This is a genomic window from Labilithrix luteola, from assembly GCF_001263205.1.
GTDB classification, from domain to species: domain Bacteria; phylum Myxococcota_A; class Polyangia; order Polyangiales; family Polyangiaceae; genus Labilithrix; species Labilithrix luteola.
Genome location: NZ_CP012333.1, coordinates 1,920,421 through 1,943,433 on the forward strand (window position 1 = coordinate 1,920,421; position 23,013 = coordinate 1,943,433).

At 66.1% G+C, this 23,013-nt stretch carries 23 protein-coding genes; 16 read left to right on the forward strand and 7 right to left on the reverse strand.

Going from position 1 to position 23,013, the window contains the following annotated elements:
• Positions 1–3 precede the first annotated feature (3 nt).
• The 4 genes from AKJ09_RS08690 (at position 4) to AKJ09_RS08705 (ending at position 3,912) form a co-directional block, all read left to right on the forward strand.
• Positions 4–2,112 (forward strand): S9 family peptidase, encoded by a 2,109-nt coding sequence (locus tag AKJ09_RS08690; RefSeq protein WP_146646724.1) that lies wholly within the window; start codon positions 4–6, stop codon positions 2,110–2,112.
• Between the two features lie 63 nt (positions 2,113–2,175).
• Positions 2,176–2,946: an expansin EXLX1 family cellulose-binding protein gene (locus tag AKJ09_RS08695; RefSeq protein WP_240488422.1), complete on the forward strand. Its 771-nt coding sequence runs from the start codon at positions 2,176–2,178 to the stop codon at positions 2,944–2,946.
• A gap of 16 nt (positions 2,947–2,962) precedes the next feature.
• Complete coding sequence (locus tag AKJ09_RS08700; protein ID WP_146646725.1) at positions 2,963–3,703, forward strand: hypothetical protein; 741 nt, start codon at positions 2,963–2,965, stop codon at positions 3,701–3,703.
• Between the two features lie 11 nt (positions 3,704–3,714).
• On the forward strand, positions 3,715–3,912 hold the full coding sequence (locus tag AKJ09_RS08705; protein WP_146646726.1) for a hypothetical protein: 198 nt from the start codon (positions 3,715–3,717) through the stop codon (positions 3,910–3,912).
• A 21-nt stretch (positions 3,913–3,933) separates the two neighbouring features.
• Here AKJ09_RS08705 and AKJ09_RS08710 read toward each other — a convergent pair whose 3' ends face one another.
• Together AKJ09_RS08710 and AKJ09_RS08715 are read right to left on the reverse strand one after the other, a co-directional pair.
• Positions 3,934–4,809, reverse strand: a complete 876-nt coding sequence (locus AKJ09_RS08710) for a hypothetical protein (protein ID WP_146646727.1) — start codon at positions 4,807–4,809, stop codon at positions 3,934–3,936.
• Between the two features lie 3 nt (positions 4,810–4,812).
• Complete coding sequence (locus tag AKJ09_RS08715; RefSeq protein ID WP_169927392.1) at positions 4,813–6,009, reverse strand: vWA domain-containing protein; 1,197 nt, start codon at positions 6,007–6,009, stop codon at positions 4,813–4,815.
• A gap of 447 nt (positions 6,010–6,456) precedes the next feature.
• Here AKJ09_RS08715 and AKJ09_RS08720 point away from each other — a divergent pair, with 447 nt between their 5' ends.
• The 8 genes from AKJ09_RS08720 to AKJ09_RS08755 all read left to right on the forward strand — a co-directional run bounded on the left by AKJ09_RS08720 (position 6,457) and on the right by AKJ09_RS08755 (position 15,791).
• Positions 6,457–7,491 carry a hypothetical protein gene (locus AKJ09_RS08720; RefSeq protein ID WP_146646729.1) on the forward strand — a complete coding sequence of 345 codons (1,035 nt, stop codon included), beginning with the start codon at positions 6,457–6,459 and terminating at the stop codon, positions 7,489–7,491.
• A gap of 129 nt (positions 7,492–7,620) precedes the next feature.
• The gene (locus AKJ09_RS08725; RefSeq protein ID WP_169927393.1) at positions 7,621–8,217 is read left to right on the forward strand and encodes an RNA polymerase sigma factor; all 597 of its coding nucleotides are present in this window, start codon (positions 7,621–7,623) and stop codon (positions 8,215–8,217) included.
• Complete coding sequence (locus AKJ09_RS08730) at positions 8,214–8,936, forward strand: tetratricopeptide repeat protein (protein WP_146646731.1); 723 nt, start codon at positions 8,214–8,216, stop codon at positions 8,934–8,936. Before AKJ09_RS08725 ends, AKJ09_RS08730 begins: the two co-directional genes overlap by 4 nt.
• 11 nt (positions 8,937–8,947) lie before the next feature.
• Positions 8,948–10,114 carry a hypothetical protein gene (locus AKJ09_RS08735; protein WP_146646732.1) on the forward strand — a complete coding sequence of 389 codons (1,167 nt, stop codon included), beginning with the start codon at positions 8,948–8,950 and terminating at the stop codon, positions 10,112–10,114.
• Positions 10,111–11,334 carry a beta propeller repeat protein gene (locus tag AKJ09_RS08740; RefSeq protein ID WP_146646733.1) on the forward strand — a complete coding sequence of 408 codons (1,224 nt, stop codon included), beginning with the start codon at positions 10,111–10,113 and terminating at the stop codon, positions 11,332–11,334. The genes AKJ09_RS08735 and AKJ09_RS08740 overlap by 4 nt, the downstream gene beginning before the upstream one ends.
• A complete protein-coding gene (locus AKJ09_RS08745; RefSeq protein ID WP_146646734.1) occupies positions 11,331–12,659 on the forward strand; it encodes a hypothetical protein in 1,329 nt (442 codons plus the stop codon). Before AKJ09_RS08740 ends, AKJ09_RS08745 begins: the two co-directional genes overlap by 4 nt.
• Positions 12,660–12,705: 46 nt before the next feature.
• Positions 12,706–13,983 carry an RCC1 domain-containing protein gene (locus AKJ09_RS08750; protein ID WP_146646735.1) on the forward strand — a complete coding sequence of 426 codons (1,278 nt, stop codon included), beginning with the start codon at positions 12,706–12,708 and terminating at the stop codon, positions 13,981–13,983.
• Positions 13,980–15,791, forward strand: a complete 1,812-nt coding sequence (locus tag AKJ09_RS08755; RefSeq protein WP_146646736.1) for an IgGFc-binding protein — start codon at positions 13,980–13,982, stop codon at positions 15,789–15,791. The genes AKJ09_RS08750 and AKJ09_RS08755 overlap by 4 nt, the downstream gene beginning before the upstream one ends.
• A 158-nt stretch (positions 15,792–15,949) precedes the next feature.
• Here the strand turns inward: AKJ09_RS08755 and AKJ09_RS08760 are convergent, their stop codons facing one another.
• Positions 15,950–16,438, reverse strand: a complete 489-nt coding sequence (locus tag AKJ09_RS08760; RefSeq protein WP_146646737.1) for a hypothetical protein — start codon at positions 16,436–16,438, stop codon at positions 15,950–15,952.
• Between the two features lie 273 nt (positions 16,439–16,711).
• Positions 16,712–17,671 carry a prolyl aminopeptidase gene (gene pip / locus AKJ09_RS08765; protein WP_146646738.1) on the reverse strand — a complete coding sequence of 320 codons (960 nt, stop codon included), beginning with the start codon at positions 17,669–17,671 and terminating at the stop codon, positions 16,712–16,714.
• A gap of 244 nt (positions 17,672–17,915) precedes the next feature.
• Here pip and AKJ09_RS08770 point away from each other — a divergent pair, with 244 nt between their 5' ends.
• From AKJ09_RS08770 to AKJ09_RS08785, 4 genes are all read left to right on the forward strand, one after another.
• A complete protein-coding gene (locus AKJ09_RS08770; protein ID WP_205633645.1) occupies positions 17,916–18,200 on the forward strand; it encodes a hypothetical protein in 285 nt (94 codons plus the stop codon).
• 65 nt (positions 18,201–18,265) lie between these two features.
• Positions 18,266–18,730: a Mut7-C RNAse domain-containing protein gene (locus tag AKJ09_RS08775; RefSeq protein WP_146646739.1), complete on the forward strand. Its 465-nt coding sequence runs from the start codon at positions 18,266–18,268 to the stop codon at positions 18,728–18,730.
• Positions 18,731–18,831: 101 nt separating this feature from the next.
• Positions 18,832–19,107 carry a hypothetical protein gene (locus AKJ09_RS08780; protein ID WP_146646740.1) on the forward strand — a complete coding sequence of 92 codons (276 nt, stop codon included), beginning with the start codon at positions 18,832–18,834 and terminating at the stop codon, positions 19,105–19,107.
• 151 nt (positions 19,108–19,258) lie between these two features.
• The gene (locus tag AKJ09_RS08785; RefSeq protein ID WP_146646741.1) at positions 19,259–20,374 is read left to right on the forward strand and encodes an alpha/beta hydrolase; all 1,116 of its coding nucleotides are present in this window, start codon (positions 19,259–19,261) and stop codon (positions 20,372–20,374) included.
• A 7-nt stretch (positions 20,375–20,381) separates the two neighbouring features.
• On the opposite strand, the gene AKJ09_RS08790 is transcribed toward AKJ09_RS08785, so the two are convergent.
• The 3 genes from AKJ09_RS08790 to AKJ09_RS08800 all read right to left on the reverse strand — a co-directional run bounded on the left by AKJ09_RS08790 (position 20,382) and on the right by AKJ09_RS08800 (position 22,971).
• Complete coding sequence (locus tag AKJ09_RS08790) at positions 20,382–21,080, reverse strand: hypothetical protein (RefSeq protein WP_146646742.1); 699 nt, start codon at positions 21,078–21,080, stop codon at positions 20,382–20,384.
• A gap of 178 nt (positions 21,081–21,258) precedes the next feature.
• Entirely contained in the window at positions 21,259–22,017 is a 759-nt protein-coding gene (locus AKJ09_RS08795) for a PadR family transcriptional regulator (protein WP_205633646.1), read from the reverse strand.
• 177 nt (positions 22,018–22,194) lie between these two features.
• Positions 22,195–22,971, reverse strand: coding sequence for an SDR family oxidoreductase (locus tag AKJ09_RS08800; protein WP_146646744.1), 777 nt, complete (start codon positions 22,969–22,971; stop codon positions 22,195–22,197).
• Between the last annotated feature and the right edge of the window lie 42 nt (positions 22,972–23,013).

A 23,013-nucleotide genomic window follows, 5' to 3' on the forward strand; every position in this document is an offset into this window, starting at 1 on the left:
GCCATGAGGCGCTCGCTCCAGCCGATCTCGTCGCTGCTCGTTCTCGGTCTCATAGCCTCGTCGCCCTCGTCGGTGTCGTGTGCGCATCCGGCACCGCCGAACGTGCCGCCGCTCACCACCGCGCTCGTCCCCCCGGAAGGCGGCGCGGCGAGCTCAGGTGCGCCATCGAGCGGCGGTGGCTATGCCGGTCATGGATCGGAGAGCGTGTCTCCCGAGATCCTCGCCAAGTACGCCCCGACACCGCTTCCCCCGCAAGTGAGCCGGCGCATCCAGTCGATGCTCGACGTACGCGCGCCCATGGGAACGCGCCTCGCACCCGACGGCAAGACGCTCTACTTCGGTTGGACGGTCACCGGCACGGCGCAGGTCTGGAAGGCCGACGGGCCGAAGCACTTCCCCACGCAGCTCACCGGCGGCGAAGACGTGACGCGTATGTCGGGCGTCACGCCGGACGGCAAGTGGCTCGTCATCTCGCGCGATCGCAAGGGAGAGGAGAACCCTGGCCTCTACCTGATGCCCGCTTCGGGCGGTCCGATGCGCGAAGTCCAGCACACGCCGAAGGTGCAGACGCAGCTCGCCTTCGTGTCCGACGACGGCAAGTGGCTCTACTACCGCGCGAACGACAAGAAGCCCGACTCGTATGCCATCTATCGATGGGAGATCGCGAGCGGCAAGCGCGAGACGGTGTTCGCCGAAGACGGACTCTGGAACGTCGACGATCATCGCGGCGACAAGCTCCTCTTGACGAAGGCCACCGGCGCACTGACCGCCGAATACTGGGAGTGGGACGAGGCGGCGAAGAAGCTCACGCCGCTCTTCGGCCAGGGCGAAAAAGAGGAATACAACGCGATGTACGCGGCGGGGCCCGGCGAGCTCCTCGTGCAGACGCCGAAGTTCGGCGACTTCCGACGTCTCTATCGCGTGAAGCAGGCGCCACTCACCGGTAAGCCTCTCGAGGCCTCTCAGGGCACGGCCATCACGCCGGACGTCCGCCATGACGTCTCGTCGTTCTTCATCGATCGCGCCCGAACGCACGTCTACTACCAGCTCAACGACGAAGGCTTCACGCGCGCGCATGTGCTCGACGCGAAGACCTACGCCGAGACGAAGCTCCCCTCCTCGGCCGCCCTGGCCGACGCGACGCACGTGACGTTCGGCGCGCCCTCGTGGAGCGGTCGCTGGGCGATCCTCAACGTGGGCAGCGCGAAGGCGCCAACCGCGTCCTACGTGCTCGACTGGCAGACGAACGAGCTCACGCCCTGGGTCAGCCCGAGCACGCCGGAGGTCGAGACAAGCCGCTTCGCCGTCGCGAAGCTCGAGTACTACCCGGCGCGCGACGGCACGCGCATTCCGATGTTCGTGAGGCGCCCGGCGGCGTGCGAGAAGGTCGACTCGGGCTGTCCCGTCGTCATCCAGTTCCACGGCGGGCCCGAAGGCCAAGCGATTCCGGGATTCAACGTCTACGCGCAGCTCTTCGTCGACGCGGGCTTCGTGTTCGTCGAGCCCAACGTGCGCGGCAGCGATGGCTACGGCAAAGCGTGGCTCCACGCCGACGACGGCCCCAAGCGACTCTCGGTCATCACCGACATCGAAGACGCGTCGAAGTTCGTACGCACGGCTTGGGTGAAGGACGGCAAGGCGCCGAAGGTCGGCATCATCGGCGGAAGCTACGGTGGGTACTCGACGCTCATCGGCATGACGATGTTCGCCGGCGCGTACGACGCGGGCGTGGCCAACGTCGGAATGAGCAACCTGCTCACGTTCCTCCTCAACACGGCGCCGTATCGACGCACGCTTCGCGCGAGCGAGTACGGCGATCCGGAGAAGGATCGCGAGGCCCTCATGAAGCTCTCGCCCGTCACCTACATCGATCGACTCAGCGCACCTCTGCTCCTCCTCCAGGGTGCCAGCGATCCGCGCGTGCCCGTCGGTGAAGCCATCCAGATGCACGACGCGCTCGAAAAGCGCGGAATCGACGCCAAACTGGTGATTTTCGCCGACGAGGGTCACGGCACGCAGAAGCGCGAAAACAAAGTGATCGAGATCGGCAAGACGATCGACTTCCTCGACAAGCATCTAAAGCCGAGTGCGAACGACAACGTGAAGAAGTGAAGGCTCCGCGGAAAGGGCCCGCGCGATTTGTCGGGCCCTTCGCACGCGGGGTATCCTCGACGCGTGCGCTTCCACGTCCTTTCGACGCTCTTGGCCGCCGGCCTCGTCGTCGCCGCCTGCGGTAGTGACGAAAACTCCACGGGCGGCACGCCCGGCGACAGCACGACGACGGCCGGCAACGGTTCGAACGGAGGAGGATCCAGTGGCGGTGGCGCGCCCCTGCCCTCGAGCGAGCCAAGCGGACCGAGACAGGGTATCGCGACGTATTACGCGGCCACGGGTGACGGCAACTGCTCGTTCGGACCGTCTCCGAACGCGATGGACGTCACCGCCCTGAACTTCCCCGAATACGCAGGCAGCGCGGCGTGTGGCACCTGCATCAAGGTGACGGGGCCGAAAGGCGAGGTCACGGTGCGCGTCGTGGACAGCTGCCCGGAGTGCGAAGAGCACCACCTCGACTTGAGCAAGGAGGCCTTCGGGAAGATCGCCGAGCTGAAGGCCGGGCGCATCGACATCACGTACCAGGCGGTCTCCTGCAACGTCACCGGGAACGTCCAATACGTCTTCAAAGACGGTTCGTCCAAGTGGTGGACCGCCATCCAAGTCCGTAATCACAAACTCCCCATCGCCAAGCTCGAATACCAGAAGGGCGACGGCTGGACGGCGATGAAGCGGGCAGACTACAACTACTTCCTGGAAGAAGGCGGCGTCGGCGATCAACCCAGCGGCCTGCACGTTCGCGTCACGTCCGTCGACGGCCAGACGCTGGAAGACACGTTGCCCGGCACGATTACGCCGGAAGCCGTGACCACCGGCGGCGCGCAGTTCGAGTAGAGTAGCGCACTCGTCGATGGGGATCCCTGGAGCGAAGCGTCGTCCTTGGTATGCGCGCGAGACCTGGCCGTCGATCGCGGCGCTCGCCCTCGCGGTCGTCGCGGGCGCAACGGCCGTAGTGAAGGAGGCCTTTGCGAGCGATCCGAACGTGGCTCTGCTCGGCCTCTACGCGCTCGGCGCGGTCGCAGGCCCGTCGGCCGCGATTCTTCGAATCCTGCAAGCGGCTTACAAAGATGCGCGCGACGACAAGAAGGACGCGCCCGACGATCTCCGCGGCTGCCTCCACGTCATCCAGCGCACGATCTGCGGATACAAAGGCTTGGTCGCGCCGCCCGACGGTTGGCTACGCCTCACCATTCACCGCGTGGTCGGCACCGATCTCGAGCAAGTCGTCGACTACGTCGGAAGCGGTGATGGCGGCGCGGGACGCCTCCTGCCGATCGCGGCGGGCCTCATCGGCGCCTCCGTGCGCGACCGCAGGCCTTTGGTCTTCGAGCGACCACGCTCCGTCGACCAAGAAACGTGGGTCGAGTACCTCGTCCACGAGATGGCAATCCCCCGAGCTCAAGCGCAGCGGACTCGGCAGGATCGTTTTGCTTTCATGAGCATCCCGATCCCAGGGCCACGCCTCGACATCCTAGCCGTCGTCTATGCCGACGCCGCCGAGCCGGGATTCTTCGACGAAACCACACAGGGCCTGCTCTTGCAGGGGACCGTCGGAGTGGCGCAGTGGATCAACGAGCACTATTATGGGTAGCGAGGTTCGCCATGGCGAATGAGCACGACGACCCGACCTACGGCGCTCCGCACGCCCCCGACGATCCCGCTGGCTCTGCCAAGAGGGCGCCCGCGATCGTGGCGCGCATGGTGGTCTCCGATCCCGGCGCACCGGTGAAGGAAACGGCGCTCGTCCTTTCGGATGCCCTTCTCGCGCAGCTCCGTATCAAGGGACCGATTCCTCGTTGAGCGGCAGAAGGGTCGGCTGAATCAGCCCGCCTGATTTTCGCGAACTTCGACCATCGCGCGACTGACTTCGTCGAGCGACTCGCCCATCGACTCGACCGCCTTCTGTGCGGTGTCGTCGAGGCCCTTCGCGGCGGCGTGTGCCGTGTCGACGGCCGCGTAGGCCCGCGAGAGTGCGCGGACCTGATCGGCGATACGACGGTCGACCATCGCGAGCACCGGATCGGCGGAAGCTTCCCCATCCGCCACGCGAAGTCCGGCCGGCATGACGCGGCGCCGTTCGAGACGGAGGCGTGCCTCGGCCAGCTCGAGGAGCGACGTCCACGTTGTCTTCACGTTCGCAGCCGCATCACGATCGAGCGGAATTTCGGCCGCCGTTCGACGAAGCTCGGCGCCTTCCAGAAGCGACGAACGAGCATCGCCGGAGATATCCAGCGCCGTTCGTTCGAGCGCGTGTGCAAGCGGGTCGTCGGCTTCGACGAGGAGCGGAAGCGAAACGAGCACCGCGGAGACGACCACCGACACGGCATACACGGAGGTCGCCGCGGAGGCGAACGAGGAAGCGAGCGAGCCGGCGATCGCGCCGGTGACGAGCCCGAGGAGAACGTGAATCGCACGAGCATTTCGTGACCGCACGCGCGTGGTTCGCTCCGCGAAGGCCGCCGCGACGACGACCGCACCGGCAACGGCGGGTGACGTCGAAGCGAGCACACCGCTTCCGAGAGCGCCGACCGAACCGCCCACGACGGCCAGCGCCGCGACGTGCCCGCTCGCACAAAGCGCGGCCACGACGGCAAGCCATACGACGACGAGCGACGAGACGACAGGACCGAATCGGTCGGCCACGGGACCGAGGGCGAAGAGCGACGCGGCAGCAACGAGGAACGCGAGCTTGCGCACGACTCACCAGGCCTTTCGCGAGAAGTTCCCCATCTCTTTGGCCGCCGCCGCCTTTGCAGCGGCCTTTCCGGGCGCGGTCGTCGGCCGAATCGTCGAGAATCCCTTCTTCGTGTCTCGGTAGCTGTCGAGCTGCGCCTGCAGTGCGCTTGCCGCCGGGGCGGGCGCAGCTCGCATCGCATCGCCGAGTGCGGCCTCGTTCTGCTCGACGAGGAGATTCGCGCGCGACAGGTCCCCATCGGCATACGCCTTCGCCGCTTCGACCTGACGGCGCGAGGCCATGACGCTCGTGGCGCTCGCCATGACGGTGCCGTCTCGACCTCGCTCGACTTCGGATGGATCGGCGGTGGCGAGCAAACCGATGCGCGGTGCGTCGACGGAGACTTCCTTGCCGCCCACGCGATCCCAGCGAGCGTTCGTCTCGATCTCCATGCGCCCGGAGTCAGAGCCATCGGACGCGAGCTCGACGATCACGCGGCGATCGTCACCGGCGAACAGGGAACCGAGCGAGAGCTCGACGTCACGTCCCGACACGTTGGCGTCGGCACCCGTGGCAGAAACGAATTTCACGCCGGAAGGCAGGGTCAGCTTCACCTTCGCGTTTTCGATCGTGGTCGACGCCGTTTCGACGAGCTCGCGCGTAAGGAAGCTTGCCAGCGACGCGCCATCTTTCACGAAGGCAAAGTTGCCGTGGCCGTTCTGCGAAACGGCGCCCATGTAGCTTTCGTCGAAGTCGACCCCGATGCCGAGCGACGACACCGTGACTCCGTTGCGAAAGGCATTTCGAGCCAGCTCCTCGGCCTGCGCGCGCGTGCTGTCGAGCCCGTCACTGACGAGAATGACACGTCGAACGCGCTCGCGATCGGGCCGACCGAGCGCCTCGAGACCTTCGGAGAGCCCACTCGGGATGTTCGTACCGCCGTTGGCCGTCAGCTCACGAATGCGCGAGGAGAGCGAACCGCGCACCTCCTTCACCGAGGCGAGCCGCTGGACGATCTCGGCCGAATCGGAATAGCGCACGAGCGCGATCTGGTCGTCGTCACGCATCTCGGAGAGCAGACGGAGGACCGAACGCTTGGCCTCTTCGATCTTCTCGCCGCTCATCGAACCGGACGTATCGAGAACCACGGCGAGCGAGATCGGCGCGCGCGCTCGGCCTCGCTCCTCGTCCGCATCTGCGATCATCCGAACTTCCGCGAACATGGGCGTGCTCGTTCCGCGGAGGACATGCGAATGACTGAGCGAGACCAGCCCATGGGCGCCAGGTCCCGAGAACGAGGCTGAATTCGTGCCTGCCACGAGAGCCTGCACGACGCCGGTGCTCCCCATACTCCCCGGGTGCGCCGAAGCCTTGTGTAGAACCAGGCCTCCCGTCGCCAAGACGATCGACGAAAGCGCAATCCCACGACGAAGGCTGGGGCTTCGAAACCAGCTGGCGAGCGTCATGGAGGCTCGATACGGGCCAGCCGTCGAAACGGTCCATCACCCGGCACGTTTTTTTGCGACCTACACGCTCGGACACCGCGCTCACGACAGCAAGCGCCGCATCCGTCGTGCGCGCCATGCCGCCCGAACGCCCGATCCGGGCGTGCATCACGCCGAGGCGCCGTGCGAGGCGAGAAGGCCTGTGCGTGGTAACGTGATCGGCCCGTGCGTTTCGGTGGGCTCGTCGCGATCGCACTTTCTCTCGCTCTCGCGCTGACCGCGACGACGACGAGAGCGGACGAGCCCGAAACGGTCGCGCTCGCCTATCGGGTCCCCAAGGGCTGTCCCGACGAGAAGGCATTCACGTCTGCGGTCGCGTCGAGGACGCCCAAGGCGCGATTCGCGAAAGAGGTCCCGCACGGGCGACGCTTCGTCGTCGACGTTCGACGCACGGGGGCAGGCTTCGCGGGTCGGCTCGTGGTCGAAGAGAGCGGTGAGCGCGCGACGCGCGAGGTCACGAGCGGCCGGTGCGAAGATCTCGTCGAGGCATTCGTTCTCTTCACCGCCATCGCGATCGATCCGAGCGCCTCACTGGTGCCTCCTGCTCCGGAGCCCCCTCCCCCTGCCGAAGAGCCCGTGCCGCCGCTCGAAGAGTCGCCCCCCATCGCGGCTCTCCCGCCCCCTCGCGAACGCCGAGCGCCGAGTCGTCCGCCCCCTGCCCCGAAGCCTGTCTGGCACCTCACGGTGGGTTCGGGTGCGTACGTCGCGACGGGCATCGCCGATGGCGGGATGGTCTCGGTGTATCCGGTCGCCGATCTCTCCTCCACGAGACGGGGCCTCTCGCCGAGCGCGCGCCTCGGCCTCGTCTGGGCGAACAGCGATGGGCAGCAAGCCCCCTCCGGTTCGTTCACGTTCGGCCTGCGTGCCCTCGTTCTTTCCGCGTGTGCGATCCACGTGCGGCTCGGAACGGAGGTCGCCCCGAGCCTCCGTCTCTGCGGCGCATTCGAGGGCGGGGCGCTCCTCGTTCGGCCCTATGCGCTCGTGCTTCCGAACGACACGAATCGCCCGTGGTTCGCGGCCGGTCCTCTCGTTCGAATCGGCCTGCCTCTCCTGCCTGGTCGTCTCGACGTGTCGGCCGACGCGGGGTTCGTCGTTCCCTTCGAGCGCGAGCAGGTGTTCCTGCGCCCCGGCCCCACGGTGGCGACGGTCGATTCGGTGGGGGCGCGCGTTTCGGCCACCCTGAATTTGCGACTCTTCTGAAACTCGCGGCGTCCTCTCCCACACGAGCGCCGCGCAGCTGGACCATGGATTCCAGGACGGCGCGGAAAAGTTCGCGTCGCAGTGATGAAACGGAGGGGGTACGTACATCGCTCGAGATGGATGGCGGCCTTGTCGAACCTGAACGAGCTCGATCTCGAGGTCGCCACCTCGCAGACGCCTCGAACCGTGACCACGGCTGAGCTCGGCGCGCTCTTTCGGGAGCACGTCCAGTTCATCGCGCGGTCGCTTCGTCGCCTCGGCGTGCCCGACAGCGACGTGGACGATACGGTCCAGGAAGTCTTCGTCATCGCCTCGCGCAAGCTCGAAACGATCGCCCGCGGCGCCGAGCGTTCGTTTCTCTACGGAACGGCGATGCGCGTCGCCTCCAACGCCCGCCGCGTGGGCAAGCGCGCACAGGTCCGCAGGGTCGACGCCCCGGTCGACGAAGAGCATCCCGGCTTCGACACCGCGCCCTCGGTCGAGGAGCTCGTGGACCAGCGCGAAGCACGTGCTGCGCTCGATGCCGTTCTCGAAACGATGACGGTCGAGATGCGTGCAGTCTTCACACTCTACGAGCTCGAGGAGATGACGACGGCCGAGATCGCGTCGCTCCTCGGCGTACCGCAAGGCACCGTGAGCTCCCGGCTCCGTCGCGCGCGCGAACACTTCGAACAACACGTACGCGCGATGCAGGCGCGCACCGACCGTGAAGGCCGTGAGCCATGAGTGATCCCCGCCGATATCTCGACGACGACGGCAGCCAGCCGCTCGCTCGCAAGCTTCTGCGTTCCGCCACGAAAGACGGTCTCGACGAAGCACGCGCCGAGGAGCTCGCGCGCGTCTTCGCGGCTGCGACCGAACGAACGACCGCCATGGCTCCGTCACGCGGGTTCTCGGTCGCCAAGTGGGGCCTGTTTGCCGCCGTCGCATCGCTGCTCGTCGGTGGCGCGACCATCATCCATCGCAACGCTCCGGCCCCCGTCGCGAGCGTCGACACGGTCAGCGTCGCTCCGGCCGCGCCGGTCGTGAACGACGAGTCTTCGCCTTCGCCTGCCGAAGAAGGCCCCACCACGATCTCCGCCTCCGCCTTGCCGGACGCTCCCGCTGCACGCGCGAACGAGCCGGCGAAGGCAGCTCCCATCGTTCCGAACGCGTCGAACGACGCCGACGATCTGCTCGCCGAAGCCCGCGCGCTCGAGCGCGTCCGTAGCGCGATTGCCGCGCGTCGAACGGACGACGCCCGCGCGGGTCTCGAAGACTATCGACGCACATTTCCGAAGAAGCTTCTCGCCAAGGAAGCTCAGGTCCTCGAGATCGAGTCGCTGCTTGCCGAAGGCCGGCGCGACGAAGCCAAGGAGCGGGCGCAGGCCTTCCTCGCCTCTTCTCCGAACAGTCCCTACGCCACACGCGTTCGCTCGCTCCTCGCGAGCCGCCCTCTTCCGTGAGGAGAGATCCGATGCATCGCCGCATTGCTGCGGTCGTCACCCTGGCGTCGACGACCTTTGCCGTCACGATCGCGAGTGAAGGATGCTCGCACCGCGATCCGCTCAATCTGCTTGCCGACGAGGCCGGCACGCCGTCGTTCGCGAACGACGCATCGACAGGATCGACCGACCACGATGCCGGGCTCGTCGACTACTGCCCGACGTCAAGCTGCCCGTCGCCTTTCACGACTTGCCCTGGCTCGCGCTTCCAGTGCGACGTGAATCTGATGACCGATTCGCAGAACTGCGGTTCGTGCGGATTTCAATGCCAGGGAGGCTCCGGCGGAGCAACGTTCGACTGCATCGCCGGCACGTGCGTCATGAAGTGCCGCACCGACGGTGTCTTCACGGCGGACTGCAACGGCGTTCTCGACGACGATTGCGAAGCAACGCTCGGCTCGAACGAGAACTGCAACGGCTGCGGAGACCGCTGCCTCGATCCCGACAAGCCCTGCATCTTCGACTCGAACACGGGTCACGGCACCTGCGGGTGCGAGGCAGGGAAGAGCTTCTGCAATGGCGAGTGCATCGATCCGCAAACGGACGACCAGAATTGCGCTTCCTGCGGAGTCCAATGCCCTCGCGAAGGTGACGGAACCCCGCTCGCCGACAATACGTACTACGGGTGCGGCAAAGCCGAATGCGGACATATCAAATGCGTCAACGGCTGGGGTGATTGCGACGGCAAATCGGCCAACGGATGTGAGACGTCGCTCAAGTCCGAAACGGACTGCGGATCGTGCGGGCATGCTTGCGATCCAGGTCAGTCCTGTCGCGAGAACTACAAGCACGAGCTCACCTGCATGTGCCCCCCCGGACTGACGCTTTGCGGAAACAACTGCGTCGACCTCGGGCTCGATCCCAAGAATTGCGGCGGCTGCGGCATGGATTGTACGTATGCGGCGGCAAATCAGAATGGCCTCGGCATTTGCAGTTTTGGTTCGTGCAAGTTCGCCTGCTCGGACGGTTGGGGCGATTGCAACGGTGATCCCAAAGACGGCTGCGAAGTCCGCTTGACCGCCGATCCACACAACTGCGGAGCCTGCGGAGCGAGCTGCGATCTAGTCATGGGCCAGCCCTGCATCCTCGGCCGGTGCGCGGTCGAAGCGTGCGACGGAGGAGGAGGACCGACGCGATGAACAGGCACGCACTCCTCGGCCTCGCGGCACTGACCGCGCTCACCGCGACGGGTGTCCTGGCGGCTTGCGCTGCAGACGAGCAGACGTCGGCCGGAGGCGATGACGCCGGCACGATCGTCGCCGATCGGGACGCCCAGGTCGATGCTGCGACCGACTCGGGCTTGGACGACGCCGCCTCTGCCCCCTGCCTTCCGGACACACTCTGTCCGGGCGGGCCCTACGACCCGAGCACGCCGGGCGGACCGCTCGATCTCCGAACCCGCATCAACGCGATTCACGGCCGCTCGCCCAGCGACGTGTGGGCCGTGGGTGCGCGCGGAGCGATCGTCCACTTCGACGGCACGTCGTGGACGCGTTCGGACGCCGCGACCCAGAAGTCCTTCTACGCCATCTGGCTGCGTGACTCCGGAGAAGCCGCCATCGCCTCGCTTCTCTCGGTCTTCACGCACGGCGCGACCGACGTCGACGCCGGTGCTGGCGCGCCGACGCCGTCGCCCGGCGGGTGGCGCGAATTCGACGTCACCGACGCCCCGGGCGAAGCGTTCGGGTCCACGGCAATGGTCTCGTCCATTTGGGCCGCCTCAAGTGCCGAGTGGGCGTGGCTCACGACCATGGAATTCCCGATCTCGCCCTCGGTCGATCCGAACATCAACGGGCTCTGGCGCGTTCGCGTGGATCCGACCACGAACGCGCTCCAAGTCGCCAATGCTTTCACTCCTGGCGTCTGCTCGGTCTCGCCGTGCCGACAAATGACGAGCATCCACGGCGCTTCGGCCGACGACCTCTGGGCCGTCGGCGTCACGGGCGCCTTGGTCCACATCGAAGACGCGCAGAGCGATGCGCCGACCATCACCCCCGTCGACAGCCAGACCTGGGCTGGGTTGAACGGCGTTTGGGCGGCATCGAAATCCGATATTTGGGCCGTCGGGGGTAATGGTGTGATTCGGCACTGCGCGGGCGCTCCTGACGCATGGGACGTCGTCACGGACGTCCCGACCACCGACGACCTCTTTGCCGTGTCGGGCACGTCGGCAACGGACGTCTGGGCCGTCGGAGCGAACGCCACTGTTCTCCACTACGACGGACAGCACTGGTCGAGGGTTCGAGTGACAGGCCTCGCGGGTCGCACGCCGACGCTGTTCGCAGTGTGGGCACCTTCCCCTGGCCACGTCTTGATCGGTGGTGAAGGCGTTCTTCTCTCCTACGGAGGAAAGCCATGAAGGCTCAGCTCGTCCGCTTCTCTTTCGCAACCGTGGCCGCCTTTGCACTCGCCGGCGCCGCGGCCTGTGCAGCGTCCGGTGACGAGGGGAAGGATCCTCCCGCGTCGGACAACGGAGATGGCAGCTCGACGATCCAGGGTGACGGTGGTTCGGCGAGCGAGGCCGCGACCGATGCGCACTTCGAAGCCGCGTCACCCCCACGCTGCAGCGAGGCAGGCTGGTGTCTGACGGATCTCCCGGACAGCCAGCTCCAGTTCAACGACATTTGGCCGATCGGAAACCGTGCCTTCGCGCTCGTGTCGGACGAGTCCGGGAGCAATCGCGCCGTCGAGTTCGACAACGCCACGCCCGACGGGCCGTGGCGCTACATCGATGAGGGCGACCTGAACGCGGGACGCACGTTCCCGATGAATCTGTGGGCTCCGAACGAAAACGAGCTCTACGTGACGATGGCCGACGTCACTCCCTTCGGCGGCGGAGGCACCTTTGGCACGCTCCTCTTCCGAGGCGTGCGGCCCGTCCCTCCGGCCAAGGATTGGACGTGGACTTCCCTGAAGTTCGATTGCGAGCAGCTCGATGCAACGGGTCGCGTGTGGGGAACGAGCCCGAACGACATCTACGTTCTGGGCTGCGGAGTCGTGAGGCATTCGACGGCTCCCTTCGGCGGCGACGGCGGCGCAGGGGACCCGGCCTCGTTCACGGCCGAGTGGACCGAAGACACCGCGGCCGGTCCCTTCGTCATCAACGCCATCAGCGGCAGCGGACCGGATGATGTCTGGATCTCGGGGTATCACGGACTATGGGGCAGCTGCGCCCTGGTCATCCACAAGACGGCCTCCGGCTACGAGCGCGTCGTCGACGGCCTCTTCGACGAAGCAAGCAACACCTGCGCGGACAGGCCCGGATATCCACGAATCGACGGATCGTTCGTGGACATCCAAGCGCTCGGCACGAATCGCTTCGTCGGCGTGCAAAATACCACCGATACGAGTCAGATCAACGAAATGACTCGGATCGAGCCGCGCGCGGGCGGCGGCTGGGACGTGGCGTATGCCTCCCCATATCCTGATTACGTCACGACGTTGAAGGGGGTCTGGGCAAACGGCGAATCCGATTTTTGGCTCCTCGTCAGCCGTGTCAATGGCAGCAGCGGCGCAGTCATGCACGGCACGCAGGTCTGGAGCGATGCCGGCACTTACGAATATTCGACGCTCGTCCTCAATGGGGCGCCGAACGCCCAACCCCTGAATCGAATTCGCGGGACCTCTCCATCCAACCTCTGGGCCGTGGGATTGAATCGTGCGTTTCACAAATCAACGCCCTGATCGGCGCCTATCCCGGGCGCTTCTACTCCTCTCCCTCGGGACGACCGTGGGAGCTGCGGCGAGCTGCGCGAGCGAGTCCGACCCGACCGCGGCGGACGCGCCTCTCGATGCCGGCGCGACCTCGTCCGACGCTGGCGTCAGCGGTGACGTCGCCGACACCTCGGCGCCGGCACATGTCGATGCAGGGCGCTCGGACGCTGGACCGACGGCAGTGACGTGCGGCGAGGACAAGTGCGTCACGTCGCTCGTCACGGTGGGCTACGGCGAGGGATTCTGCGCGCATTATCACGACGACACCGTCTTGTGCTGGGGCGAGAACACGAAAGGCCAACTCGGCCGCGGCGACGAGACGAACAACTACGGCGACGGAACGCCCACGCGCGTCGTCGGCGTGTCGAACGTCGTCGATCTCAATCACACGTGCGCCGTCGACAGGAACGGCGACACGTGGTGCTGGGGAACGGGCGCGTTCTTGCGTGACGAGACGCAACCGGTGACGACCGAGAAGACGCCCGTGAAGCTTCCGCTGCCGCCGGCAACGAAGGTCATGATCGAATCGTTCTACGACCACGGCGTAGGCTGCGCAGTGACACAGGTGGGCCTTTTGTGCTGGGGCTCCAACCTCTACGGGATGCTCGGCCAACCCGCGTTTGGTGACGACCTCCACGCGCCACAACCACCACGAACGATCGCCATGCCGAACGGTGCACCGATTCGTGCGCTCGCCATGGGTCATGCGGCCTTCGCGCTCCGCGAGGACGAAACGCTGACGAGCTGGGGAGCCAATCCTCCGCTCGGACGGATCTCGTCGCTCTTCCCCGATCCGAAGCCCAAGCCCATCGCGCTCTCGAGCGTCAAGGACGTCGACGTGCAGGGCGATAACGCCTGCGCCGTCGCGGAGGGGATCGCCTATTGCTGGGGAACGCCCCCCGGCAATCCGTACACGGGATCGGCGCTACCGCTCGGCCGCGCCTTGCCCGAGCCCGTTCCCACCCCCGAACCCGTGGTCCAGATCGCCACGGCGACGAGCACGAGCAACGTCGACCCTCGCCGCGGCTGCGCGGTGAGCGACAAAGGCAACGTCTACTGCTGGGGCGACAACGCCAACGGACAAGTGGGGGATGGAACGAAGAACTACGCAACTTCCGCCGTGAAGGTCGCGTTGCCCGAGCCCGCGGCGCAGGTGAAGACGACGTCGAAGACGACGTGCGCTCTTTTGCTCTCGGGCAAGGTGATGTGCTGGGGCGACGATGGTTTCGGACAGCTCGGTGCAGGGACTCTGCGAAAACCGAGCCTGGTCCCGCAAGAAGTGGTGCTGCCATGATTCGTTCGTCCGCTCTCGCCGGATTCGCCTTTTGCGTGGTCCTCGCTGCCGCGTGCAGCAAGAACGATTCGAACGCCTTCGACGACTCGGCCGGAACCGGCTTCGGCAACGACGCATCGGTCGACGCGGGCGATTGCCCCTTGCAGTGCTCGCTCGACGGCCGCTCCGTGATCCGCGCATGCTCCGGGGAGGTGGTGCAGACGTGTCCGCCCGACCAGGCGTGCGGTGCGGGCCTATGCCAGGAGCCGTGCGCCGCCGCCAAGGCCGATCGAAGCTCGAATGGTTGTGAGTTCTACCTCCAGCCACCTCGCTTCACGAAGCAATTCGATCAAGCCTGCTACGCGGCCTACGTCGTGAACACGTCGGCGGTCGCGGTCGACGTCTCGCTCGAGCTCCAAGGTAAGGCGATCGACGTCTCGCGGTCGATGTACGAGACGAAGCCCGGCGACGCGACGCTCATCCCGCACACGGGCCCCATTGCTCCCGGTGAGAGCGTCATTCTCTTCGTGTCGGACGCTCCGCCCGACGCCAAGCTGTCGGGCGACGGCGGCGCTCGCTGCCCCGACGGCGTGGTGCCCGCAACCTTCGAAGACGCGCTCCCGCCCTTCTCCGGATTCGGCAATTCCTTTCATCTGACGACGAACGTACCGGTCAATCTGGCTGCCATTTACCCGTACGGCGGCGCGCCGAGCTTTGCGCCATCGGCAACGCTCCTCCTGCCCGTCGCGACGTGGGGAACGCAGCATGTGATCATGAACGCGTGGGGACCGATCTCCCTTCAGATCATGGTCGATGGTCGAGGGCCTTCGACGCAGATCGTCGCGGCCGAAGACGACACCGAAGTGAGCATTCGCCCGACGCATGACATCCAGGATGGCTCCGGATTCGTGGGAGCCGCCGCGCAAATTCCGACCACATACAAGTTGAACAAGGGCCAGCTCCTGCAGATCGACCAGGCCGAAGAGCTCTCCGGAAGCGTCGTCACGTCGAACAAGCCGACCAGCGTGTTCGGTGGCCACGAATGCATGTACATTCCATCCACCCGACAAGCGTGCGACTATGCCCTCCAGCAGTTGCCATCCTTCGAGCAGTGGGGCTCTGAATACGTCGGCGTCGGCTACCGGCCGCGCGCCGGTGACGAGAACGAACTCATGCCCTATCGCATCGTCGCAGCGCGCGACGAGACGAAGCTCGATTACGATCCGGCGCCTCCCCCGGGTGCGCCGTTGACCTTGTCGGCCGGCGAGGTCGTCACATTCTGGTCCGCCACGGGCAACGCGTTCACGGTACGCACGCAGGACGTCGATCATCCGATCTATCTCGCCGCGTACATGTCCGGCGGCGGGCATGTGATGGTCGGCGAGGACGTTCTCGGCAACCAATTCTTCGGCACCGGCGATCCCGAGTTCGTGAACGTGATTCCGGCCGGTCAGTACTTGAATACGTACAGCTTCTTTGCCGACCCGACGTACGACGAGACGTCGCTCGTCATCATTCGAGCGAAGTCGCGCGGCGAGTTCAAACCGGTCTGGCTCGAATGCGCGGGCGGAGATCTGCCGGACTTCAAGCCCGTCGGCTCGCGCGGCGAATACGAGTGGACGCGCGTCGACCTCGCCCGCAAGGCCGGCCCCGGTCAGGCCTTTGGAGAGCGCGGGGACAAGGTCTGCAAGAACGGATTGCAACGCATGCACAGTGACGGGCCGTTCACAGCCACACTGTGGGGTTGGGCGCCGTGGGCAAGCTACGCCTACCCGGGCGGCATGGCCCAACGAAAGCTCGTCCAGACGGCCTTGCCGCCGGTTCACTAACGCGTCACTACTGCGGCGACCACTTGCGTGGACCGTGGATTTCGGGGCCCACGATGGGCGAGGGCCCCGAAATCCACGGTCCTTTGCGCAAGTCTGTCGCGAACTCCGTTTGACTGTTCAATCAGCGCAACTGAGTTGCGCTGTAGTGCCGGCGCGAATCAGCCGCCGAACGAGATCGCCGGACCGATGGCGATCGACTTGAACTCGGTATTCGTGATCGTCTGATACGTCGCTTCGGCGCCAATCGCGAAGATGTGGCCGAAGTGAATCATGAGACCACCGCCGCCAAGCACCGCGAGACCGTTCTCTCCGGGATTCGTGATGCCGCCGTAACCAATGCCGCCCACGACGAACGGAGCCAGCGGTCCGACCGGCAAGGTGATCCGTAGCGTGGGCATCGCCAAGCCAATGAAGCGGCTCGAGATGAAATAGCCGCCGAGACGGCCCCCCGGTGCGATCACCGTGGGCCCCGCCTCGATTCCGTAGCGGCCATCGAGCGCGAGACCGCCGCCATAAGGCCCGCCGTCACGCATCGGCGTGAGGATGGTCGGGCCCAGGCCGAGGTGGAATCCGCGATTCGCGTCGAACGCCGCGCTGTCATGCTGTTCGCCGTCGGCGCGTGCCGACGACGATGCGAGAAACGCCAAGGCCGACGCGGCGAGCGCCGGTACGAGGCGTCTTGCAACGCGACGAGCTCTCGCGCGTGCACAGGCGTCTGGGTCCGCGCTCCGAGAAAACAGCTGTGATTGTTCCCCCGCGAGCTTCGGCCGGTTCGTCATGTTCGGGTATCGATGCAACCTCCGTGCTCGCGGTTGCATTCCCGGCCGCGTGCTCCGGCTCCGCGAATGAGGGCTCGGAGGCGGCGATGTCGGAGACGTCGCGTCCCGACGTACCGTCATCGAGTCAAATAGGCTCGCTCGTCAAACGGCATACGCGGCGATGGCACGTACCGTTTCGGCCATCATCTTCGGCCCGCCGTGGCCCTCGTCGGGCACGATCACGAGCTCGCTTCCTGGCCACGCTTCGTGCAGACGCCACGCCGTCGAGAGCGGTGAGCTCACGTCGAGCCGGCCATGAATGAGCGTGACGGGAAGGTGGCGAACGAGCGCGACGTCGTCGAGGAGCGCACGCCCGCCATCGAAGCCGGCATGCTTCCAGTAGTGGATGACGAGCGTGGCGAAGACGTCACGAAACGTCGGATCGTCGAAGCGCGGATCGCGCACGAAGTTCGGATCGAGAGAGACGTGCGTGTCTTCCCACGCACACCAGGCGATCGCGGCACGCTCACGAACGGCCGGATCCGGATCGGTGATCCGCTCGTAGTAAGCGTCGACGAGGCGTTGCCCTGGGCGCCGCCCCGACTGCTCCTCGAACGCCTTCCACTCGCGCGGAAAGAGCTCGCCCATCGACTCGGTGATCCACGCGACCTCGCGTTCGCTCGTGGTGGTCACCGCCGTCATGACGAGGCCTCGCACGCACGCGGGATGGGTTCGTGCGTAGGCGAGCGCGAGCGTGGTTCCCCACGAGACGCCGGTGACGAGCCACGACTCGATTCCCAAATGCGTGCGCAGCGCTTCGATGTCGGCGAGGAGCGTGGCGGTGGTGTTCGTCGCGAGCCCATCGCGCACGTCCCCGAGCGTATCCCCGAACGAGACGGCGAGCGGCCGACTCCGTCCGCAGCCACGCTGATCGAGCGAAACGACGAAGAACGCCTCGGGATCGAAGCGGCGTCGATAGCCGCCCATGTTGCCCGAGCCCGGCCCGCCATGGAGGAAGAGAGCGGGCTTGCCCTTCGGATTGCCCGAGGCCTCCCAGTAGATCTCGTTTCCGTCGCTCGTCTGCAGATGTCCGAAGGCGAACGGTTCGATGGGCGGGAACACCTGGCTCTCGTATCAGAAGGCCGCGCCCGTATGGAGTGCGACGGCGCGCGAAGGCCACCAGCCGAAGCCGGAAGCCTTCGCGCGGCGCATGCTCGATGCGACTACAGCCCGAGCTTCATTTCGTGCTTCTTCATGGGACTCCCCTCCTTCGAGGACGTTTCGCGAGCAGATGCTCCGGCTCGTCCGAAGCTGATCACGAACGAGCCTCCTGACGTTTCCCTGCGCCGCGGGTACAACATGAGGCGTGACGGGTCAGCTCCAGCGCGTGGGTGACGACGGACCTCTGCGATGCTCGTTCTGCTCGAACGAAGCCGCAGGTCCGTGCGCGTCGTGTGAGGCCCCCGTGTGCGGCGATTGCTGCACGCTCACCGAGGGCGGAGCCAAGACGTGGGCCATCTGCCTCGACTGTGACCGCAAGAAGGGTCGCTCGCTCAGCCATGCGTGGGGCTCGTTCGGCACGTTCCTGATCGGCATCCTCGTCGTGCTTGCCGCGGCGGTCGGCATCATGGCTTGGCTCTCGGCTCATTGAGACGAAACGACAACGGTTGGGCTCGTCCCATTTGACGAGAGCCCGACGCGTGCCACGCTAAGAAGATGGCGGCGCGCTTCTTTTGCGACGCGATGCTCGGGGGATTGTCGCGCTGGCTGCGCGCTGCAGGCTACGACGCTGCGTTCGTGCACGGGATCGACGACGGCGTGCTCGTCCGTCGAGCCGGCGAGGAAGCGCGCATCGTGCTCACGTCGGACGCCGGCATCTTCGAACGCAACGTCGTGAAGAGCGGCACCGTTCGCGCGGTGTGGGTTCCGCGCGCCACACCCCCGGTCGACCAACTGGCCCACGTCTTCAAAGAGCTCGGACTCGCGGCGAGGGAGGCACGTTGCATGGCTTGCGGGGGCGAGCTTCGCGAAACTCCGAAAGACGACGTCGCGCACCTCGCGCCTCCGCGCTCGTTTGCGGCCTACGATCGGTTCTGGACGTGTGCGTCGTGTTCGAAGCTCTATTGGCGAGGCACACATTGGGCGCGCATCGTCGGCTCGCTCGAGGCGGTGGGCCTATGAACCGACGAGCGCTCGATTGGTCGCGCCTTCGCGAGGTGCTCCGATCGTCGAGCCGTGCCGGTTCAGGGCAAAGAAACGAGGGCGATGGCCGTCCAAGAGATATGCCCTATCGCGCGCCCGACGCCGAGCGCATGAACGAGCTCACCGAGCAGGCCAACGAGCTCGAGGCCGTGACCAACGAGGCCCGTGGTCGAAGGCGGCGCGCAGCGGTCATCGCCGGGGGCGTCGTTGCCAGTTGGCTCGCCGTCGTCCTCCTCGCGGCGTCCCAAGGTTCGCCGCAAACGGCTCCCACGCTCCATTGCCATCGCGTCACGCGCGTCTACGTCGACGCCACGCACCTTCCTGCCGACACGTGGACGAGGTGCATCGAGAGATAGTCCGGGCTGATCGGGCGCTGAACGGGCCGCGTGAGCCCGGTCGAAGGTCGACCGCGAACGGTCCGTTTCCCGCGTCGAGCGGCGCGACATTCGGTCGGTTCGGTCCAACGTTTCGAAGGTGGCGAACCGAGGGTCTTCGAATGTACGCGCGATGGTCGTCGTCGCCGTGGCGTGGCTCCTGCTGCGGAGCCTCCTCGCCGCCCTTGGCGGTGGCCTCGGCGAGAGCGTCGTCATCGAGCGAGACGGCCATACCACGCGAGGCCTTCTTTTTCGTGCGAAGGCGCCAGCGCGAACGCTCGTCGTCGCCGCGCACGGAGGCCTGGCGACGAAAGAGAGCCTGCTGAGTCTCTGTTGGGAGGTTCGCGCACGAGGCGCCGATTGTGTGGTCGTCGACGTGCTCGGACACGGCACGTCGAGCGCACTTCCTCCGCACGATCCGGTCGGGGCCATGCGACGAGCGTTGCGCGTCGACCGCGGGCTCGGCGCCTACGACGACGTTCGTTTCGTCGGACACTCGATGGGGGCGTATCTCGGCGCCGGCGCGGCCTTCCCGTGCGGCGCGTCCATCGCCATCGGAAATCCGGTGCCGTGTGGCGAGAGCCGAATCGTCTGGGGCTCGGTCCATCGGAGCCTGGGCCTGAGTGACCGCTTCTACGTCCTCTCCCACGTGCTCGAGCCGTGGACGCCATCGGTCGTGGAGACGGCCGTCGATCGCCTCCTTCCGGGAACGCATTCCTCGGGAGGCGCCATCACGATTCGGATCGCTCTTTCGTGGGCGAGCTTCGGGGCGATGATGCTCTTGGGGCTCCTCGGCGCGCGCGAGCTTCGACGAAGACCCGGACCTCGCGGCCTTCACGTCTTCGCGAGTGTGACACTGCTCTGGTTGGCGCTGAGCCTCGGCTCGTACCGGACACTCTGGTTTCTCTTGCCCACGCAAGGCGCAGACGTTGCCGTCGTGGCCGGCATCGTCTCGGTGACCCTCATGATCGCGTGGGTGGCCCGTCTCGTGGGAGCTCGCGTGCCGATCTCCGGAACGATAATCGCGTGCATCGTCGCCGAGAGCGCGGCGATGGTGCTCTGGCTCACGAATCACGTTCCGTTGATCGGCAACCTGCTGATCTTGCTCCCGCTGCTCACACTACCGCTCTGCGTGGTGGTGGCGATGTGGGAACGCGTCACGCGGAGCGCGCGCAGCGACGTCGTCGAATCCGCAGCCTTCACGAGCGCGCTACTCGCGCTCTTCGTGGCGCTCCTGCTGCCCACCTGAAACTCGCTCAGCGAGCGTCGTTCGCTCCCAACACGAGGTCGGAGAGCACGAGGTACCCTGTCGTGGAAATGCCGTTCGCCGCCGTATGGCGCACGCGCACGTAGCCGGATTGATCCGGAGAGAGAACGTCGACGATATCGCCTTGGACGACGTACGCCTTGTTTCGTGTTCCGGCGACAGTATCGGAGAAATAGGCGAGACCCGCCTTCACCGGAGCAAAGCCGAGGATCTTCGGATCACGTGCGGCGCGAGCGCGTTGGAACGTATATCCAGCTACGAACTCGGCGGCGAAAACGCGGCCGCATGACTTCGGTGCGTAGTCGAGACGAAGCGTGACGGCGCGGTCCGAATCGGACGGACCACCACGTGTCATCGTCACGACTCCGGAGGTCGTCTCCCAACCATCCGCCGCCGTGAAACTCGAATAGGCAACTCCGTTCGAGTCTCGCTCGACGCGACCGGAGAACGTGAATTCACACTTCACGCCGCCGTCGCCGAGCTCACCGACTTGCCGAAATACGTGCCCTCGCACGTCGTCGCCGTCGGCCACGACTTCCAGCGTTCCGTACGATTCGGTTCGAAACTCGCCCGACGTGGCGCTGGTGAGCTCGCCGGACGCATCGTCTTCCACCTGCCCATTGCACGCCGCAAGCGCGATGGCGATCGGAAGGAACATCGAGCGTGCGGCGTGAGAGCGGACGACCATGGCGTTTCCCGAAGTGGGAAATGGCCGCTGCAATCACGGTGCCGCGAGCTCGAGCTTGCGCGCACAGCACGTATCACGCTTCGGCGATTGCCCGCCTTCGGTGCAATTCGCGCCGCCGTCGAGGACGCGCCACACGTTCCTTTCCTTCGAGGTGGCGACGTCCTGTCTCGCGATCGTCTTACTCGTCGTCGCTGCCGCCCGCGGCCAAAGCACGGATCGCCGCCGCTGCGCGTTTCAAGATCTCTGCGATACGCAGCTTCTGGGTCCTGGACGCACCACGATTGGCCCGAATGGCCTCACGAAGCTCACCGATCCCTTCGGCGATCTCCGGCAGCATGCCTCGCGGACCGCGCGGGTCGAAGTCCTCGCCTTCTCCTTCGCGAGAGAACGCCTCACGCACGCGCGCCATGTTTCGTCCGAGCTCCTCGAGCTGGGCGAAGAGAGCGTCGACCTCGGCGCGGCGCTTCTCCAGCGTGGCGCGTCCGGTGTCGGTGAGGCGATAGAGCTTGCGCGAGCCCTCGGCTTCGGAGGCCGTTTCGCCCGCCTCTTCGAGATAGGTGAGCGCGGGATAGATGACGCCGGGGCTCGGAACGTAGAACCCGTTCGATCGCTCTTCGAGCGCCTTGATGAGGTCGTAGCCGTGACGCGACTTCTCCTCGAGGAGGGCGAGCAGCAAGAGCTGGAGATCGGCCGACGAGAGCTTTCGCCCGGCCCGAAAGTCGAAGCCAGGACCGCCCGGTCCGAAGCCGAAACCGGGGAACCCGCGACCGCCACCACGACCGCCGAACGGGCCGCCGCGTCGTCCGGCGAGGATGGCCCAGCGGGGATCAGGCCAAGCTCCGCCGTGCATCCGCGGATCGAACCAACCACGCCGCGGATCGGGGCAAGGGCCATGGCCTTCGTGGCCAAAGTGACTGAAATACCTTCGAGAATGCATTGAAAATACCTTCCTCGTCCGCTTGAGCTCCATGCTCGCTATGACGAACGATACACTCGGAAGATATATCGTACGATAGTCAGGTCAAGGCGGGGGGCCGACGAATCTTGCTCGAGCTGGCCTCGACCGCCATCGCACCCGAGAGCGAGGAGGCGTGCGTGAAGGCGACAACGAGATTCAGATGATTCCGCCGTTGGCGCGAAGGACCTGGCCGTTCACCCACGATGCATCCGGCCCGGCAAGGAACGATACGACGCGTGCGATGTCCTCCGGCTGACCGAGACGCTCGAGCGGCGCGAGCTTCGCGAGGCGCTCGACCACCTCGGCCGACTTCGCTTTCATGAAAAGGTCCGTCGCGGTGGGGCCAGGGGCGACGGCATTGACGGCGATCTCGCGACCACGGAGCTCCTTCGCGAGGATCTTCGTCATCGCCTCGACGCCAGCCTTTGTCGCCGCGTAGGCAGCATACGTTGGTTGGAGGAGTCCCACGACGCTCGACGAAAGATTGATGATGCGGCCGCCCCGGCGAAGGCGCTTGGCCGCCTCGCGCATCGTGTTGAACGAGCCCTTGAGGTTGACCGCAATCTGGCGATCGAACGTGGCGTCGTCCGTCTCCGCGATGGGCGAGAGGCTCATGATGCCGGCGTTGTTGACGAGTACATCGACGCCCCCGAAGGCGCTCTCGGCGGCCTCGAACAAGCGGCGAACCTCGTTGGGCGCGCGAACGTCGGCCTGGACGGCAAGCGCCTTGGCGCCGGCCTCGGAGATCTTGGCAACGAGCGCCTCGGCGCTGGCAACCTCACCCGCATAGTTGACGACGACAGCGAAACCGTCGGCGGCTAGCCGAGCCGCAATCTCGGCACCGATCCCCCGCGAGGCTCCGGTGACGAGGGCAACGCGGGTGGAACCGGGGGACGAGGACGCATCGTTCGAGGCAGAGGCATTGGTGTTCATGGCGTCGTTACCTTTCGACGCTGAACATGCCGCTAACCGTCC

Excerpts from the sequence above, each read along its gene's own strand:
- AKJ09_RS08690 (WP_146646724.1), top strand. The coding sequence starts at position 4 with ATGAGGCGCTCGCTCCAGCCGATCTCGTCGCTGCTCGTTCTCGGTCTC.
- AKJ09_RS08795 (WP_205633646.1), bottom strand. The coding sequence starts at position 22,017 with ATGCATTCTCGAAGGTATTTCAGTCACTTTGGCCACGAAGGCCATGGC.
- AKJ09_RS08775 (WP_146646739.1), top strand. The coding sequence starts at position 18,266 with ATGGCGGCGCGCTTCTTTTGCGACGCGATGCTCGGGGGATTGTCGCGC.
- AKJ09_RS08705 (WP_146646726.1), top strand. The coding sequence starts at position 3,715 with ATGGCGAATGAGCACGACGACCCGACCTACGGCGCTCCGCACGCCCCC.
- AKJ09_RS08780 (WP_146646740.1), top strand. The coding sequence starts at position 18,832 with ATGCCCTATCGCGCGCCCGACGCCGAGCGCATGAACGAGCTCACCGAG.
- AKJ09_RS08735 (WP_146646732.1), top strand. The coding sequence starts at position 8,948 with ATGCATCGCCGCATTGCTGCGGTCGTCACCCTGGCGTCGACGACCTTT.
- AKJ09_RS08730 (WP_146646731.1), top strand. The coding sequence starts at position 8,214 with ATGAGTGATCCCCGCCGATATCTCGACGACGACGGCAGCCAGCCGCTC.
- AKJ09_RS08785 (WP_146646741.1), top strand. The coding sequence starts at position 19,259 with ATGGTCGTCGTCGCCGTGGCGTGGCTCCTGCTGCGGAGCCTCCTCGCC.
- AKJ09_RS08740 (WP_146646733.1), top strand. The coding sequence starts at position 10,111 with ATGAACAGGCACGCACTCCTCGGCCTCGCGGCACTGACCGCGCTCACC.
- AKJ09_RS08745 (WP_146646734.1), top strand. The coding sequence starts at position 11,331 with ATGAAGGCTCAGCTCGTCCGCTTCTCTTTCGCAACCGTGGCCGCCTTT.
- AKJ09_RS08755 (WP_146646736.1), top strand. The coding sequence starts at position 13,980 with ATGATTCGTTCGTCCGCTCTCGCCGGATTCGCCTTTTGCGTGGTCCTC.
- AKJ09_RS08700 (WP_146646725.1), top strand. The coding sequence starts at position 2,963 with ATGGGGATCCCTGGAGCGAAGCGTCGTCCTTGGTATGCGCGCGAGACC.
- AKJ09_RS08715 (WP_169927392.1), bottom strand. The coding sequence starts at position 6,009 with ATGTTCGCGGAAGTTCGGATGATCGCAGATGCGGACGAGGAGCGAGGC.
- AKJ09_RS08790 (WP_146646742.1), bottom strand. The coding sequence starts at position 21,080 with ATGGTCGTCCGCTCTCACGCCGCACGCTCGATGTTCCTTCCGATCGCC.
- AKJ09_RS08800 (WP_146646744.1), bottom strand. The coding sequence starts at position 22,971 with ATGAACACCAATGCCTCTGCCTCGAACGATGCGTCCTCGTCCCCCGGT.